Source organism: Streptomyces sp. NPDC007917 (genome assembly GCF_042959105.1).
Taxonomy (GTDB): Bacteria; Actinomycetota; Actinomycetes; order Streptomycetales; family Streptomycetaceae; genus Streptomyces.
Genome location: NZ_JBIBKK010000007.1, coordinates 182,925 through 198,672, shown reverse-complemented (window position 1 = coordinate 198,672; position 15,748 = coordinate 182,925). Strand labels below are relative to the sequence as shown.

At 73.4% G+C, this 15,748-nt stretch carries 12 protein-coding genes and 1 pseudogene; 9 read left to right on the top strand and 4 right to left on the bottom strand.

Translation table 11 applies throughout. The annotated features are described in order from the left end of the window. Positions 1–285: 285 nt before the first annotated feature. From ACFZDL_RS16015 to gatB, 5 genes are all read left to right on the top strand, one after another. Positions 286–2,460 (top strand): bifunctional diguanylate cyclase/phosphodiesterase, encoded by a 2,175-nt coding sequence (locus ACFZDL_RS16015; protein WP_353595625.1) that lies wholly within the window; start codon positions 286–288, stop codon positions 2,458–2,460. A gap of 134 nt (positions 2,461–2,594) precedes the next feature. Next, a complete protein-coding gene (gene gatC / locus ACFZDL_RS16010) occupies positions 2,595–2,891 on the top strand; it encodes an Asp-tRNA(Asn)/Glu-tRNA(Gln) amidotransferase subunit GatC (RefSeq protein WP_353595624.1) in 297 nt (98 codons plus the stop codon). Positions 2,892–2,896: 5 nt separating this feature from the next. Continuing rightward, complete coding sequence (gene gatA, locus ACFZDL_RS16005; protein WP_353595623.1) at positions 2,897–4,390, top strand: Asp-tRNA(Asn)/Glu-tRNA(Gln) amidotransferase subunit GatA; 1,494 nt, start codon at positions 2,897–2,899, stop codon at positions 4,388–4,390. After that, positions 4,387–4,626, top strand: coding sequence for a hypothetical protein (locus tag ACFZDL_RS16000; RefSeq protein WP_353595622.1), 240 nt, complete (start codon positions 4,387–4,389; stop codon positions 4,624–4,626). Before gatA ends, ACFZDL_RS16000 begins: the two co-directional genes overlap by 4 nt. Before the next feature lie 14 nt (positions 4,627–4,640). Then, complete coding sequence (gene gatB, locus ACFZDL_RS15995; RefSeq protein ID WP_353595621.1) at positions 4,641–6,149, top strand: Asp-tRNA(Asn)/Glu-tRNA(Gln) amidotransferase subunit GatB; 1,509 nt, start codon at positions 4,641–4,643, stop codon at positions 6,147–6,149. A 67-nt stretch (positions 6,150–6,216) separates the two neighbouring features. Here gatB and ACFZDL_RS15990 read toward each other — a convergent pair whose 3' ends face one another. The 3 genes from ACFZDL_RS15990 to ACFZDL_RS15980 all read right to left on the bottom strand — a co-directional run bounded on the left by ACFZDL_RS15990 (position 6,217) and on the right by ACFZDL_RS15980 (position 9,714). Beyond that, a complete protein-coding gene (locus ACFZDL_RS15990) occupies positions 6,217–7,722 on the bottom strand; it encodes a M81 family metallopeptidase (RefSeq protein WP_353595620.1) in 1,506 nt (501 codons plus the stop codon). Between the two features lie 131 nt (positions 7,723–7,853). Further along, a complete protein-coding gene (locus ACFZDL_RS15985) occupies positions 7,854–8,432 on the bottom strand; it encodes a GNAT family protein (RefSeq protein ID WP_353595619.1) in 579 nt (192 codons plus the stop codon). Then, positions 8,410–9,714: an MFS transporter gene (locus ACFZDL_RS15980; protein ID WP_353595618.1), complete on the bottom strand. Its 1,305-nt coding sequence runs from the start codon at positions 9,712–9,714 to the stop codon at positions 8,410–8,412. Before ACFZDL_RS15980 ends, ACFZDL_RS15985 begins: the two co-directional genes overlap by 23 nt. Positions 9,715–9,769: 55 nt before the next feature. Between ACFZDL_RS15980 and ACFZDL_RS15975 the strand changes: the two genes are divergently transcribed. Together ACFZDL_RS15975 and ACFZDL_RS15970 are read left to right on the top strand one after the other, a co-directional pair. Beyond that, positions 9,770–10,765: a helix-turn-helix domain-containing protein gene (locus ACFZDL_RS15975; RefSeq protein WP_353595617.1), complete on the top strand. Its 996-nt coding sequence runs from the start codon at positions 9,770–9,772 to the stop codon at positions 10,763–10,765. 213 nt (positions 10,766–10,978) lie between these two features. Then, positions 10,979–13,267, top strand: a complete 2,289-nt coding sequence (locus ACFZDL_RS15970) for an MMPL family transporter (protein ID WP_353595616.1) — start codon at positions 10,979–10,981, stop codon at positions 13,265–13,267. Here the strand turns inward: ACFZDL_RS15970 and ACFZDL_RS15965 are convergent. Further along, positions 13,158–14,126 (bottom strand): annotated as a pseudogene (locus ACFZDL_RS15965) (transcriptional regulator); the annotation flags it as partial. The gene ACFZDL_RS15970 and the pseudogene ACFZDL_RS15965 sit on opposite strands and share 110 nt — an antisense overlap. A 58-nt stretch (positions 14,127–14,184) precedes the next feature. Between ACFZDL_RS15965 and ACFZDL_RS15960 the strand changes: the two are divergent. Both ACFZDL_RS15960 and ACFZDL_RS15955 read left to right on the top strand, forming a co-directional pair. Then, on the top strand, positions 14,185–15,384 hold the full coding sequence (locus ACFZDL_RS15960) for an MFS transporter (protein ID WP_353595615.1): 1,200 nt from the start codon (positions 14,185–14,187) through the stop codon (positions 15,382–15,384). A 129-nt stretch (positions 15,385–15,513) separates the two neighbouring features. After that, positions 15,514–15,708: a hypothetical protein gene (locus ACFZDL_RS15955; protein ID WP_353595614.1), complete on the top strand. Its 195-nt coding sequence runs from the start codon at positions 15,514–15,516 to the stop codon at positions 15,706–15,708. Positions 15,709–15,748 lie beyond the last annotated feature (40 nt).

Sequence of the window (15,748 nt, the reverse complement as noted above, 5' to 3'; positions counted from 1 at the left end):
AGTCAACCGGAGTCATCCGGATGACCCCGCGTCACCCGTCCGGCCGAACTGCCCAGTGGAGTAGCGAGCGGGTTCCGGTCCAACCTGGCCGGAATACGACCGGGAGCACTTCCCGGGCATAGCGAGCGGGCATCACCCTTACAGCGCATACCAGATGGTTATGGATCGTCGGGCGGCATTCGGGCAACCGTCGCCGATCGTCGCCCGTCAAAGCCATCTGCCGCCTACTGTTGATGGTGTGCGCCTGCCGTGGCGCTGGCACCGCCGGCTGTGAGAGGGACGGGTATGAAACCGACCGAAAGCGCCGCCCCGGCGTCGCGGCTGCGCCGGCTCGTACTGCCCGCGCTGCCCGCCGCGGCGGTCGCGATGGCCGCTTTCGCACTCGGCATCGGGGTATTCCGGGTGCTCGACGCGGGCCATGCGCTCTTTCCCGACGGCACGGTGGGCTGGTCCCTGGCCGTCCTCACCGGAATCATCGTCGGCCATCTGGTCGCCATGGGCCGCGACCGCTGGTGGGGCGGCACCGGATCCGGCGCCGCGTTAACCCTGGCCGCGCTGCTGCTGTTCGGCTGGCTCCCGGCCGGTCTTGTCAGCCTCGCCGTCGTCGTCCTGGTCGGCGCCGCCCGGCGGCACCGCTGGCGGCAGGCGGCGCTGCACGGCGCGGTCGACATCCTCGGCGTCGGCGCGGCCGCCCTGACCCTCGCCGCCTTCGGCACCGTCCCCACCGTCGAGGACCCCTGGCGGCCGGTCGACTGGGAGATGTCCGCCGTCCCCCAGACGGCCCTGGCCGCCTTCGGCTATCTCGCGGTGACCCGCGCCCTGCTCTGGTACTCCCTCGCCCCGCCCGGCGCCGGACTGCCCACCCTCGCCCGCACCGCACTCGTCCGGCAGGCCCTCGTCGGCATCGCGCTGCTCGGCATCGCCCCGCTGATCGTCGTCGTCGCCGACGAGATGCCCCTGCTGCTCCCGCTGTTCGCGGTGCCCCTGATCGCCCTCGACTCCACGCTGTGGATCGCCCGGGTGCGCGCCGAGGAGCAGCTGCGCGACCCGCTCACCGGACTGCCCAACCGCCAGTGGCTGCTCGAGCGCACCTGGACCGCGCTGGACGAGGCCGAGCGCGGCGGCACGCGCAGCGCGCTGGTCCTGCTCGACCTCGACCGCTTCCGTTCGGTCAACGACACCCTGGGCCATCTGGCGGGCGACCGGCTGCTGCTGCAGATCGCCGACCGGCTGCGGCTCGCGCTGCCCGGCGGGGCCGAGGTGGCGCGGCTGGGCGGCGACGAGTTCGCGGTGCTGCTGCCCACCACCGACTCGCTGACCAGCGCCCAGCGGGCGGCCCGCAGCCTGGTCGGCGACCTCGGCTCGCCGCTCGACCTGGACGGGCTCACCCTGGTCCTGGAGGCCAGCGCCGGCGTCGCCGTCTACCCCGACCACGCGCTCGACGCCGAAGGGCTGCTGCGCCGCGCGGACGTCGCCATGTACCAGGCCAAGCGCGACCGCAGCGGCGTCGAGCTGTACGAGGCCCGGCGCGACGGCAACACCCCCGACCGGCTCGGCCTCCTCGGCGATCTGCGGCGGGCGCTGGACGCGGGCGACGTCGAGCTCCACTACCAGCCCAAGGTCGGCTTCGACGGTCATGTCTCCGGCCTCGAAGCGCTCGTCCGCTGGGTCCACCCCGACCGGGGGCGGGTCCCCCCGGACGAGTTCATCTCCATGGCCGAGACCTCCGGGCTGATGCCCCGGCTGACCGAGTACGTGCTGGAGACGGCGCTCGGCCAGGTCGCCCGCTGGCGCGCCGACGGCCTGGACGTACCCGTCGCGGTCAATGTCTCGCCGCGTGATGTGCACACCCCCGGCTTCGCCGGCGCGGTCGCCGGGCGGCTCGCCCGCCACGGCGTCCCGGCCGGCGCGCTGCAGCTGGAGATCACCGAGCACGTCCTGCTCGAGGACCCGCAGCGGGCCGCCGACACACTGGCCAGCCTCACCGGGCACGGCGTGCGGATGTCCCTCGACGACTTCGGCACGGGCTACTCCTCGCTGGTCCACCTGCGGCGGCTGCCGGTGAGCGAGCTCAAGATCGACCGGTCCTTCGTGGCCCGGCTGGCGGTGGACAACGAGGACGCGGAGATCGTCCGCTGCACGGTCGACCTCGCCCATTCACTGGGGCTGCTGGTCGTCGCGGAGGGCGTCGAGGACGACGAGACCTGGGAGCGGCTGCGGGATCTGGGCTGTGACGCGGTGCAGGGCTGGCTGGTCGCGGCGGCGATGCCGCCCGACGAGATGACGGCCTGGCTGCGGGCCCGCGGCGAAGGCGGCTGGCGCCGCGAGGACTCCGCCCCGGCACCGACCACGACCCCCGCCCCGCCCCTGCCCCCGCCTCCGCCCCCGACCCCGACCCCGACCCCGGCCACCGCCACGGCCGCCCCGGCCGAAGAGGACGCGGACCAGCCGGTCACATAGCCGGTCACCAAGCCGCGCCGGAATCCCCCGGGGCGCGGCTCGGGGACCGGCCCGGGAAAGCGTTTCGCCCGCAGCGTGGCGTGAGCCATAGGATTGGGGCGAAAACTCTCCACACTCACCCTGAGGATCGCTGCATGCCTGGCATCACGCGCGAGGAGGTCGCCCACCTCGCCCGGCTGGCGCGTCTGGAGCTGAAGGACGAAGAGCTCGAGCACTTCGCCGGACAGCTCGACGACATCATTGGCGCGGTCGCCCGCGTCTCCGAGGTCGCCGACCAAGACGTACCGCCGACCTCCCACCCGCTGCCGCTGACCAACGTCATGCGCCAGGACGTCGTCCGTCCGTCGCTGACCCCGCAGGAGGCGCTGTCCGGCGCCCCCGCCCAGGAGCAGCAGCGATTCAAGGTGCCGCAGATCCTGGGGGAGGAGTGACTCGCATGGCTGATCTGAACAAGCTCACCGCATCCGGCATCGCCGAGAAGATCGCCTCCGGCGAGGTCACCGCCGTCGAGGTGACCGAGGCGCACCTGTCCCGTATCGAGGCCGTCGACGAGAAGGTGCACGCCTTCCTGCACATCGACCGCGAGGGCGCGCTCGCGCAGGCCCGTGCCGTGGACGACAAGCGCGCCCGCGGCGAGGAGCTCGGCCCGCTGGCCGGCGTCCCGCTCGCGCTGAAGGACATCTTCACCACCAAGGGGATCCCGACCACGGTCGGTTCCAAGATCCTCGAAGGGTGGATCCCGCCGTACGACGCGACGCTGGTCACCCGCCTGAAGAACGCGGACGTGGTGATCCTCGGCAAGACCAACATGGACGAGTTCGCCATGGGGTCCTCGACGGAGAACAGCGCGTTCGGCCCGACCGGCAACCCCTGGGACCTCACCCGCATCCCCGGCGGCTCCGGCGGCGGCTCCTCCGCCTCGCTGGCCTCCTTCCAGGCCGCGCTCGCGATCGGGACCGACACCGGCGGCTCGATCCGCCAGCCCGCCGCCGTGACCGGCACCGTCGGCGTCAAGCCGACGTACGGCGGGGTGTCCCGCTACGGCATGGTGGCCTTCTCCTCGTCCCTGGACCAGGGCGGCCCGTGCGCCAGGACCGTGCTGGACGCGGCGCTGCTGCACGAGGCCATCGCCGGGCACGACCCGTTCGACTCCACCTCCATCGACGCCCCGGTCCCGCCGGTCGTCGAGGCCGCCCGCAACGGCAGCGTGCGCGGCATGCGCATCGGCGTGGTGAAGGAGTTCGGCGGCGAGGGCTACCAGGCCGGTGTCGTGCAGCGCTTCAACGAGTCGGTGGAGCTGCTGCGCGAGCTCGGCGCCGAGGTCGTGGAGCTGTCCTGCCCCTCCTTCGACAAGGCGCTGGCCGCGTACTACCTGATCGCGCCGTCCGAGTGCTCGTCCAACCTGGCCCGCTTCGACGGGCTGCGCTACGGGCTGCGGACCGGCGACGACGGTTCGAGGTCCGCCGAGGAGGTCACCGCGCTGACCCGCGCGGAGGGCTTCGGCCCCGAGGTCAAGCGCCGGATCATGCTGGGCACCTACGCGCTCAGCTCCGGCTACTACGACGCGTACTACGGCTCCGCGCAGAAGGTCCGCACCCTGATCACCCAGGACTTCCGGCGCGCTTTCGAACAGGTCGACGTGCTGGTCTCGCCGACCACCCCGACCACCGCCTTCCCGATCGGCGAGCGCGTCGACGACCCGATGGCGATGTATCTGGCCGACCTGTGCACGATTCCCGCGAACCTCGCGGGGAACGCGGCCATGTCACTGCCCTGCGGCCTGGCGCCCGAGGACGGTCTGCCGGTCGGCCTGCAGATCATCGCTCCCGCCCTGGCCGACGATCGGCTCTACAAGGTCGGCGCCGCGGTCGAGGCCGCGTTCGTCGACAAGTGGGGCCACCCGCTGCTTGAGGAGGCACCGTCACTATGAGCGCGTTGAAGAAGGCCAAGAGCTTCAAGAAGTCCAAGCCCGGCACCTACCTGTCCATCGGCTCCTCGCTCTTCGGCGCGGTGAGCGTGGCCAAGCAGGTCAAGAAGGCCCGATCCGAGAACGACAAGCTGCAGCTGGTCGACGCGGTGGTCTCGGCCGCCGCGATCGTCACCACCGTCGCTCTGCTCATCCGAGAGCTCAAGCGCATGGGCGACGACGACGTCCTGGCGGACTGAGAGGTTAGTTTTCTGTGACCGTCACTGAACTGGTGTCGTACGAGGACGCCCTCGCCGCCTACGACCCCGTGATGGGGCTCGAGGTCCACGTCGAGCTCGGCACCGCGACCAAGATGTTCTGCGGCTGCTCCACGGCGCTGGGCGCCGAGGCCAACGCGCAGACCTGTCCCACCTGCCTCGGCCTGCCCGGTTCGCTCCCGGTCGTCAACGCGACCGGCGTCGAGTCAGCGATCAAGATCGGCCTCGCGCTGAACTGCGAGATCGCCGAGTGGTGCCGCTTCGCCCGGAAGAACTACTTCTATCCGGACATGCCGAAGAACTTCCAGACCTCGCAGTACGACGAGCCGATCGCCTTCAACGGCTACCTGGACGTCGAGATCGACGGCGGCGAGGTCTTCCGGGTCGAGATCGAGCGCGCCCACATGGAGGAGGACACTGGCAAGTCCACCCACGTGGGCGGCGCGACGGGCCGTATCCACGGCGCCCAGCACTCCCTCCTCGACTACAACCGGGCCGGCATCCCGCTCATCGAGATCGTCACCAAGCCGATCGTGGGCGCCGGGGACCGGGCCCCGGAGGTCGCCAAGGCGTATGTCGCGGAGCTGCGCGAGCTCATCAAGGCGCTCGGGGTCTCCGAGGCGCGCATGGAGATGGGCCAGATGCGCTGCGATGTGAACCTGTCGCTGCGGCCGCACGGCGCCGACAAGTTCGGCACCCGCTCCGAGACCAAGAACGTCAACTCGCTGCGCTCCGTCGAGCGCGCGGCCCGCTTCGAGATCCAGCGCCAGGCCGCGGTGCTCGGCGACGGCGGCACGGTCATCCAGGAGACCCGCCACTTCCATGAGGAGGACGGCTCCACGACGCCCGGCCGGGTCAAGGAGGAGGCGGAGGACTACCGCTACTTCCCCGAGCCGGACCTGGTGCCGGTCGCCCCGTCCCGGGAGTGGGTGGAGGAGCTGCGGGGCGCGCTGCCGGAGCTGCCGCGGGTGCGCCGCACCCGGCTGCGCGAGGAGTGGGGCATCTCGGCCCACGAGATGCAGTCCGTCCTCAACGCCGGCGCGATCGACCTGATCACCGCCACGATCGACGCGGGCGCGGACGCCGCGTCGGCGCGCAAGTGGTGGATGGGCGAGCTGGCCCGCCGGGCCAACGAGGACGGCGTCGACCTCGCGTCCCTGCCGATCACCCCGGCCCAGGTCGCGCGCGTCTGCGCCCTGGTCGCCGAGGGCGCGCTCAACGACAAGCTGGCGCGCCAGGTCATCGAGGGCGTGCTGGCGGGCGAGGGCGACCCGGACGCGGTCGTTCAGGCCCGCGGTCTGCAGGTCGTCTCGGACGAGGGCGCGCTCGGCGCCGCCGTCGACGAGGCCATCGCGGGCAACGCGGCCATCGCCGACAAGATCCGCGGCGGCAAGGTCGCGGCGGCGGGCGCGCTGGTGGGCGCGGTCATGAAGGCCACCCGCGGCCAGGCGGACGCGGCGCGCGTCCGTGAGCTGATCCTGGAGAAGCTCGGCGTCCAGGGCTGACGGCCCCGGACCCGGCGGCGGGGCGCACCCTGGGGGTGCGCCCCGCCGTCTGTCTTTGCGCCAGGGCCTAGAGCAGCTCCGGCGTGAGGTCCGGGGCCGGCATGTCGGGGTCGAAGGGGAACAGCGGGCGCTCCAGGTGGCGGTGGCCCAGCCGGGGGAGGTCCTGGTCGACGCCGCCCGGGGTGAGGGCCAGGCGCCAGTCGGCCGCGAGGTCGTACAGCTCCGGCTCCGGGCAGCCCGCCTTCACGACGAGCAGGTCGTAGCCGCGCGGGTCCAACTCGCCGAAGTCCGCGCGGGTGCGGAACGGCTTGCGGCGGCTGACCAGGACCGCGGTCACCCCGCCGCGGCGCACGGCGGCCAGGTCGCCGCCGACCTCGTCGGCCTCGCGGAGGGCCACGACCTCGCCGGTGAGCTCGTACGGTGCGAACGGGGCGCATGCCGTGCCGGACCCCGCGGCCCCCTCGCCGTACGCGCCGCCGACCGACACCCGTACCGTCGCGCCGAGGCCCGCCGCGAAGCACCGCGCGACCGCCGCCGGGGCGGTGATGCCGGCGTGCAGCGCGGTGGCGCGGCCGGTGGCCAGGGCCTGGTCGGCCAGCAGCCGCCGCAGCATGTACGCGAGGTCGCCCGCGCCGCCCGCCGCCGGGTTGTCGCCGGAGTCGCTGATGAGGAACGGGCGGGCGGGGGAGGCGACGGCCGCCTCGACGCACGCGTCGGCGTCGGCGGCGGGGCCGGCGAAGACGAAGTCGCGGCGCAGATCCCAGTACTCCTTGGCCAGCGAGCGCGCCTGCTCGACGGCGAGGACGGGGTCGTCGCCGGTGACGACGACGGCCGCCTTGCAGCGCGGCTCGTCGCCCCAGGGGCAGCCGGCCCAGACCGCCGCGTCCACGATGCCGTCCAGCTCCTCGATGGAGCCCAGCCGCCCGTACAGCGACCTGGCGGGCTCCAGCCGGGGGCTGGTCCGCTCGGCCGGCAGCAGCACGGGCACCTGCACCCAGGCCAGATGGGGGCGGCCCTTGCCCGCGAGGAGGCGTTCGACGAGCTTGCGGGCGGCGCGCTCGCGGGTCCGGCCCGCCTCCTGGCGCGGGGCGAGGCGGTGCGCGGTGACGAGGTCCAGCCGGCCGGCGAGCCGGCGCGAGACATTGCCGTGGGGGTCCATGGCGGCGGAGATCAGCGCGCCGGGGGCGAGGGCGTCCCGTACCGCGTCGGTCAGATCAGCCTCGGCGTCCTCCAGGCCGACCACGCTCATCGCGCCGTGGAGGTCATGGACGAGGCCGTCGAGGGGGCCCGCCCGCCGTACGCGGTCCACCAGTTCGGCCTTGAGGCGGCGGTACGCCTCCGGCTCGACCGGTCCGCCCGGCGGCGCCCCGGCGTGGAGCAGCGGCACCCACTCCACCGGGCCGCCCGGCTCGCCGTCCGGCCGGGCCCAGGGGTAGCGGTCCCACAGCCGTGCGCCCCGGATGACGCGGAAGTCCTCGTATCCGGTGCGGTGCGGGCTGAAGACGCTGGACGGGGCGCAGACGCCGCCGATGCCGATGCGCGGCCGGCGGCCGGCGGGGGAGGGCGTGGTCATGCGGATGAGGGCTCCTCTCCGGTTTCCGGCCGGCCGTATGGTGCGGGCATCTTATTCGGGCATGGAGTGATTTCCGTGCGACAATCGCCTATTGCGGAACAATGGCTATGAATTGGTGTGTGTCAGGCTGCTTATGCCCGCGGAGCACCCCCGGCCGCGTTCCGCCGCTCGCGCCATTCCGGCGCCAGCACCGACCAGACCTCCATGTCGCGGCGTACCCCCCGGTGCGGATAGCTCTGCCGCAGCACTCCGTCCCGCACCATCCCGAGCCGCTTGGCGACCTTGATGCTCGCGGTGTTCGTGGCGGCCGCGACCCACTCCACGCGGTGGATCCCGCGCTCCTCGACCGCCCAGTCGATGAGCACCCGGATCGCGCGCGTGATCAGCCCGCGTCCGACGGCCGCCCGCTCCAGCCAGCAGCCGACCTCGCACGTGCCGAAACGCGTGTCGAAGGTCTTGAAGAGGACGCCGCCGACGAGCGTGCCGTCAAGCCAGATGCCGTAGAGGCGCCCGCTGTCGGCCGCCGCCTTGTCCGCGTACGACTGGAGGAACGCCTGCGCGGACGGCAGGTCGGTGGCGCGGTCGGCCAGCGCGACGTACGGGCTGATGTATTCGCGGCTCCGGTTTATGTGGGCGAGGTATTCCTCGGCGTTCCACGGCTCCAGCGGCCGCAGCTTCGCACCGTCGTCACCCAGCGATATCGCGAACATGTTGCTCCTTCACAGACGGGCGGGAATCGTGGTTCGGGGGAAGGCCCGCCTGTCGCGGGAGTTCCCGGCGGGTGCGCACCGGGGAGAGGAAGACGGGCAGAAAGGCGAGCGCCAGCAGGCAGCCGCCCACCCACAGGGCGGGGCGCACTCCGGCGAACTGACCGATCAGGCCCGCAGCCGCGGAGCCGATGGCGGTCACCCCGGTGAGCAGGAAGCGAAAGGTGGCGTTCATGCGGCCGAGGAGCGGGTCGGGCGTCAGACGCTGGCGCAGGCTGACGCCCAGCACGTTGTCGAGGCCGATCTTGAACGTGGCCAGCAGCCATCCCGCCCCGGCCGCCCAGAGCCACGGGCCCCGGCCGATGAGCGGGATGAGCAGCGCGGTCGGCGCCAGGCAGATGCCGGCCAGGGAGAGGGCGCGACCGTGACCCAGGCGCCGGGCGGCGGGGCGGGCGCAGCGCGCGCCGAGGAAGATGCCGACCCCGCCCACCGCCCAGTACGCGCCCAGCACCCCGGCGGACAGGCCGGGCTCGCGGGTGAACAGTACCGGGAGCAGGGTGTTGATGATCTGCGTGCCGAGATTGGTGAGGGCCGCGGTGAACGCGAGGGCGCGCAGTTCCCGGTCGCGCAGGACGTGCCCCAGCCCCTCGGCGATCCGCGCCCCCAGCCGGGCGGGCCGCTGCCCGGGGCCGGCCGGCGGCGTCGGCGTACGACGGATGCCGGTGAGCCGGAGCGCCGAGGCGAGGTAGCACGCCCCCACGCTCACCACGGCCACCGGCGCCGTGAGCAGCTGTACGAGCGCGCCGCCCGCGCCTCTGCCCGCCACATTGCCCGCGGCCTGGAGGCTCACCACCGCGGCGTTCGCCTCCACCAGCCCGCCGCGGCCGACCAGCTGCGGCAGGAAGCTCTGCGAACCCACGTCGAAGAAGACCGTGGCGCAGCCGTTCAGCAGGACCACGGCGTACAGCTGGTGGAGGGTGAGGGCGTTCAGCGACCAGGCCACCGGCACGGACGCGAACAGAGCGGCCCGCGTCAGATCCGCGGCGATCAGCACCCGGCGGTGGCGCATCCGGTCCACCCAGGCCCCGGCGGGCAGACCGATGACGAGGAACGCGGCGGTGCTCAGCGTGGCCAGGAGACCGACCTGGCCGGGGCTCGCGTCGAGGGCGGACACCGCGATCAGCGGGACGGCGACATAGCCGATGTTGGTGCCGAGCTGGCTGAGCGCCGTGGCGGTGAACAGCGTCCGGAAGTCGCGTATCCGCCAGGGGGTTTGCGTGGGCATGATGGGTACGGTGCCGGGAGCCGCCGCTCCGCGGCAATGATTTAGCCTGGGCTGAATGAGGCATGAGCGGCAGGACGCGAGCCGCACGCTGGAGATCGAGTTCTCGGCCGAGGACGTGGCCCGTACCCGCTTCGCCGTCTCCCCGCTGTGGGAGGTGGTGGCCAGCGTGCGCGTCCTCAAGGGCGCCGACGAGCACGGCATGCACCGGCGGTGGACCGAGCAGGTGCGACCGAGGCTCGCGGCCGCGAAGCTGGACCTGGCGCCGCTGTCCCGCCTGATCGCCGTGCCCACCGCGGGCATCCCCGCCTTCCTCGTGCCCCCGCCCACCACCCCGCAGCCCTCGCTCGAGGTGGAACTGGCGGCGTTGCGCTCCACTCCGCCCGATTTGCTGGTGACGACGACACCGGAGGCGCGGGCGGCTGTCGCCGCGCTCCGCGAGGACCCGCGGCGCGGGCTTGACCGGCTGGTAGAGGTGATCGCCGCGTACTGGGAGGTGGCGCTCGCGCCGTACTGGCCGCGCGTCCTCGCCCTGTTCGAGAGCGACATCCTGCACCGGGCCAGGCACTTCGCGGAAGGCGGCGCCCGGCGCCTCTTCGACGACCTCGACCCGCAGCTCACCTGGGACTCGGGCACCTTGCGGATGGCCCATCGCTGCATCCGTGGGGTGCGGCGGCTGGACGGACGGGGCCTGCTGCTCGTCCCCTCGGCGTTCGTCTGGCCGCGGATCTTCTCCACCCTCGACGGCGACGACTGGCAGCCCAATCTGCGCTACGCGCCACGCGGCATCGGCACCCTGTGGGAGCAGCGCCCCCAGCCGTGCTCCGACGCCCTGGCCGGGGTGCTCGGCCGCACCCGCGCCCTGCTGCTGGCCCAACTGGCCGCCCCCGCCTCCACCACGGACCTCGCCCGCCGTATCGGGCTCTCACCGGGCGGCGTCTCCCAGCACCTGACGGCGCTGCGCGCGGCGGGCCTGGTGAGCGCGCACCGCACCGGGCGGGTGGTGCTCTACGCGCGCACGAGCGTGGGCGAGGCGCTGGTGGGCGGCCGCTGACGCGTGGCGGACCTCATTCCCGCGAGCGGTGTGGGGAAGTCCACAAAGGGGACAAAGGATCTCTTCCGGGTGTCACAGTGCATGAGGAGTTCGCCGCCGGTGCAGGTCCTGGAGGTGCGGCGGGCCCTCATATGTTCATCAGTGCGTGCGCCGCCAACGGTTCCCCTCGACCCCGGGCCCGTCGCGTTCGGCGCGATACCCGGAAAGCAGGCCATGGCCGCACTCGCCCGGTGGTGCCTCAGACGCCGCCTCGTCGTCATCGTGCTGTGGCTGGCCGCCTTCGCGGGCGTATCCGTCGCGGCCGCGGTCGCGGGGTCCGCGTACTCGAACGACTACGGCATCCCGGGCACGGACTCGGCGCGGGTCTCCGAGCTGATGGAGCGGGAGTTCCCGAAGCAGGCCGGGGACAGTGACACGATCGTCTGGCACACGGCGCCAGGCGCGGGCACGGTGCGCGCGGTGGACGTACGGCAGCGCATGACGGCGGCGCTGCTGCGGGTCGAGAAGCTGCCCGGCGTCGTCTCCGTCGCCGGGCCGTACGGGGGCGGCGCCAACGCCGGCACCGAGACGGACACGACCCGGATCAGCGCCGACGGGCACACCGCCTACGCCACCGTCCTCTTCGACCGGCCCGCCTCCGAACTCGGCGCGGCCCAGGTGCGCGAGGTGGTCGACACCGCCCGCGCCGCGGCGGCCGACGGGCTCGAGGTGGAGATGGGCGGCGCGGGCATCGGCGCGGCCCAGCAGACGGGCTCGGCCCATCTCAGCGAGGTCATCGGGATCGCCGCGGCCGCGGTGGTCCTGTTCCTCGCCTTCGGCTCGCTCGCGGCGGCGTTCCTGCCGATCGCCACCGCGGTGGTCGGCGTGGGCACCGCGTACGCGGGCGTCGGGCTGCTCGGCCACGCCATGACCGTCGCCGACTTCGCCCCCATGCTCGGCACGCTGATCGGGCTCGGCGTGGGCATCGACTACGCGCTGTTCATCGTCACCCGGCACCGCCAGGGGCTCAAGGCGGGGCTGCCGGTCGACGAGGCGGCCCGGCGCGCGGTGGCCACCTCGGGGCGCGCGGTGATCTTCGCCGGGGCGACCGTGTGCATGGCGCTGCTGGGGATGCTGGTGCTGCGGCTGGGCTTCCTGAACGGGGTGGCGGTCGCCGCCGCGCTGACCGTCCTGCTCACCGTCGCCGCCTCGGTCACCCTGCTGCCCGCCCTGCTCGGGCTGATCGGCACCCGCGCCCTGAGCCGCCGCGAGCGGCGCCGGCTGGCGGGGCACGGGCCGCGGACCAGGGTCCGCGGCGGGTTCGCGGTCCGCTGGTCGACCCTGGTCGAGCGGCGCCCGAAGCTGCTGGCCGCCGTCGCGGTCGTGGTGATGCTGGTCCTCGCGCTGCCCACGCTCTCGCTCCGCCTGGGCACCTCCGACCAGGGCAACGACCCGGCCTCCTCGACGACCCGGCGCGCCTACGACCTGCTCGCCGAGGGGTTCGGGCCCGGCTTCAACGGCCCGCTGACGCTCGTCGGCCGGATCGACGGCGCCGCCGACCGGCTCGCCTTCGGCAAGCTGCCCGAGACCCTGCGCGGCGTCGAGGGCGTCGCCTCGGTGAGCGGGTCCGCGCTGAGCACCAGCGGCGACACGGCGCTGATCACGGTGGTCCCCGAGACCGCCCCGCAGTCGCGCGCCACCTCCGAGCTGGTCGCCCGGCTGCGCCATGACGTGCTGCCGAAGGCCGCGGAGGCCACCTCGCTCAGCGTGTACGTCGGCGGGCTGACCGCGGGCTACGACGACTTCGCGACGGTGATCGTCGGAAAGCTGCCGCTGTTCGTGGGCGTGGTCGTGGGCCTCGGCAGCGTCCTGCTGCTGCTCGCGTTCCGCAGCATCGGCATACCGGTCAAGGCGGCGGCCATGAACGTGGCCGCCGTCGCCGCGTCCTTCGGGGTCGTCGTCGCCATCTTCCAGTGGGGCTGGGGGAGCGAGCCGCTGGGGCTCGGCCGGGCCGGGCCGATCGAGCCGTTCCTGCCGGTGATCATGGTGTCGGTGCTCTTCGGACTGTCCATGGACTATCAGGTCTTCCTGGTCAGCCGGATGTACGAGGAGTGGCGGAGCACCCGCGACAACCGGGTCGCGGTGCGGGTCGGCCTCGCCGAGACCAGCCGGGTCATCAACTCGGCCGCCGTCATCATGATCGCCGTCTTCTCGGCCTTCGTGCTCAGCGGCGACCGGATCATCGCGATGTTCGGCATCGGCCTGGCCGCCGCCGTCGCCCTCGACGCCTTCGTCCTCCGTACGCTCCTGGTGCCCGCCCTGATGCACCTGCTGGGCGGGGCCAACTGGTGGCTGCCGCGCCGGCTGGACCGGTGGCTGCCGAGGATCAGCATCGAGGAGCCATGGCCCGCTGACCATCCCCCTGAGCCGTCACCAGTACTTCTCCCGCAGCCGTCCGGAAGTACAGAACGGACCGACCGGCGCGCCGCCGCCGCACCAGGCGGGCATCGAGCAGGACCTTGAGATGGCGGCCCACCGACCCCAGCCCCTGGCCGGTCAGGGCCACGAGCTGCGTGGTGCTCTTCGGGGTGTCGAGCAGGACGAGAACGGCCGCCCTGGCCGGGCCCAGCAGCCTGCCCAGGGACTCGGGCGCCGCGGCCCGGTCCGCCTCGGCCAGCGCGCCGGAACAGGGATAGACCACCGCGTACCGGTGCGGGGCCTCCCAGGAGACCCAGCCCTGGTACGGGGTCACCGGGACGAACAGCAGCCGCGCCCCCGCGATCTCCCGCGGCGGATTGTCGTACGGGTTGATCTGCAGCCGGCTCTCCCCGAGCCACCGCATCCCCGGCCGCATGGCGTTCAGCACGGCGGCCCAGCCGCCCTGGCTCAGCCGCGCCGTACGCGCCACCACGTCCGCCTCGAGTATCCGCCGGCGCCGGGGCCAGGTGGGCAGCACCGTCTCGGCCCACACCCACTCCAGGACATCGGCGCAGCGCTGGGCGAGATCGCGGCGGCGCAGCGGGCCGGGGAGCGGGCCGCCCATCGACACGGCCAGATCGGCACGGGCGGTCTCGGGCGGGGTCTCACGGACCCGCGCCAGCTCCTCCGCGAAGCCCGGCTCGCCGTCACCGGTGGGCGTGGGGGTGAGGAAGTCCGCGAACCAGCGGTGCCCCAGAGCGGCCTGTACGGTCAGCGCGGTGAGCGGATCGCCGGACAGCAGCGCCCGGTAGGCGGGCAGATGGGCGTCGAGCCAGGCGCGCTCGCCCGGATGCCCGGCCACGCCCCGCTCCAGGCAGACCAGGCCCGCGATGGCCTCGGCGAGCGGTGAGACGACGAACCGGCTTCCGGCCAGTGTGTCCGCGTTGACCAGCCACAAGCCCATTTTTCGCCTCCGCGCGAAACTGTAACGCCCCGCGCGGGGAGCGCTGAACCTTAGGGCCATGCGCACCTACCGAGAGCTCTTCGCCGCACCGGAGTTCACGCCGCTCTTCCTCACCGGCACCCTGCAGACGGCCGGTTCGACGGTGAGCGGACTGGCCCTGGGCACGCTGGTCTACGCGGCGACCGGCTCACCGCTGCTGTCCGCCCTGAGCATGTTCGGCCCCAGCCTGGCCCAGGTGGTCGGCGCGACGGTGCTGCTGTCGGCCGCCGACCGGCTGCCGCCGCGCGCGGCGATATGCGGTCTGGCGCTGTTCTTCGCCCTGGGCACCGCCGTCCAAGCCGTTCCCGGCCTGCCGCTGCCGGCCGTCTTCGCGGTCCTCCTGGTCCTCGGGGCGATCGGCTCGCTGGGCGGCGGAGTGCGTTCCGGGCTGCTCAACGAGATCCTGGCGCGGGAGGGATATCTGCTGGGCCGCTCCGTGCTCAACATGTCCACGGGCACCACGCAGATCTGCGGATACGCGGTCGGCGGCGTGCTGGTGACGGCCCTGTCGCCGCGCGGCACCCTGCTCACCGCCGCCGCCCTCCACCTCGCCGCCGCGGCCGTCGCCCGCCTCGGGCTCAGTCGGCGGCCGCCGCGCGCCGCCGGGCGGCCGTCGATCGCCGCGACCTGGCGCGACAACGCCCGGCTGTGGTCCTCCGCGCCGCGCCGTTATGTCTACCTCGCGCTGTGGGTGCCCAACGGGCTGATCGTCGGCTGCGAATCCCTCTTCGTCCCCTACGCGCCCCGGCACGCCGGGCTGCTGCTGGCCTGCGCCTCCCTCGGCATGCTCGTCGGCGACATCCTGACCGGCCGGTTCGTACCCCCCTGGTGGCGGGAGCGGCTCGGCGCCCCGCTGCGGCTGCTGCTCGCCGCCCCGTACCTCGTCTTCGCCCTGCACCCGGCGCTGCCGCTCGCGGCGGCGGCGGTCACCCTCGCCTCGGTCGGCTTCGCGGCCAGCCTGCTGCTCCAGGAACGGCTGATGGCCCTGACCCCCGAGGAGCTGAGCGGGCACGCCCTTGGGCTGCACTTCTCGGGCCTGCTCACCATGCAGGGCGTCGGCGCCACCCTCGCGGGCGCCGTCGCCCAGCACACCTCGCCCGCGACGGCGATGGCCGTCATGGCGGTGGTCTCCGTCACGGTCACCCTGGCGCTGGCCCCGGGCCTAAGGCCCCACAGCAGTCCTAAGGCCCCCGCGGCGGACGGGGCGCGGGAGACCTAAGTCCCCGGCACGCGCGAACATCGGGCACTCTCCCGATGTGGTGGACCCCCCTCGCGGACGAAGGTGGAGGGGTGCTGAAGACCCCGTCACCTACGGGAATCCGTCACCGACGTCACTGAGGAGAACACGATGTTCCACCACGAGCTTTTCAAGGTCCGCGAGGCCGAGGCGCTGCGCGAGGCCGCCGCGTACCGGCTGGCCCGCCAGGCCCGGCGGGAGGGCAGGAGCCGATCCGCCGCCGATGAACCCGAGGGGCGGGTGAGGAACGTGAACCAGCGGGACGGCGGCCGCCGTTCGCCGCGGGCGTACGGCACCGCGGTCTGACGGCCGGACCGCGCCGTGCTGCCCGTACCGCGCACCGCGG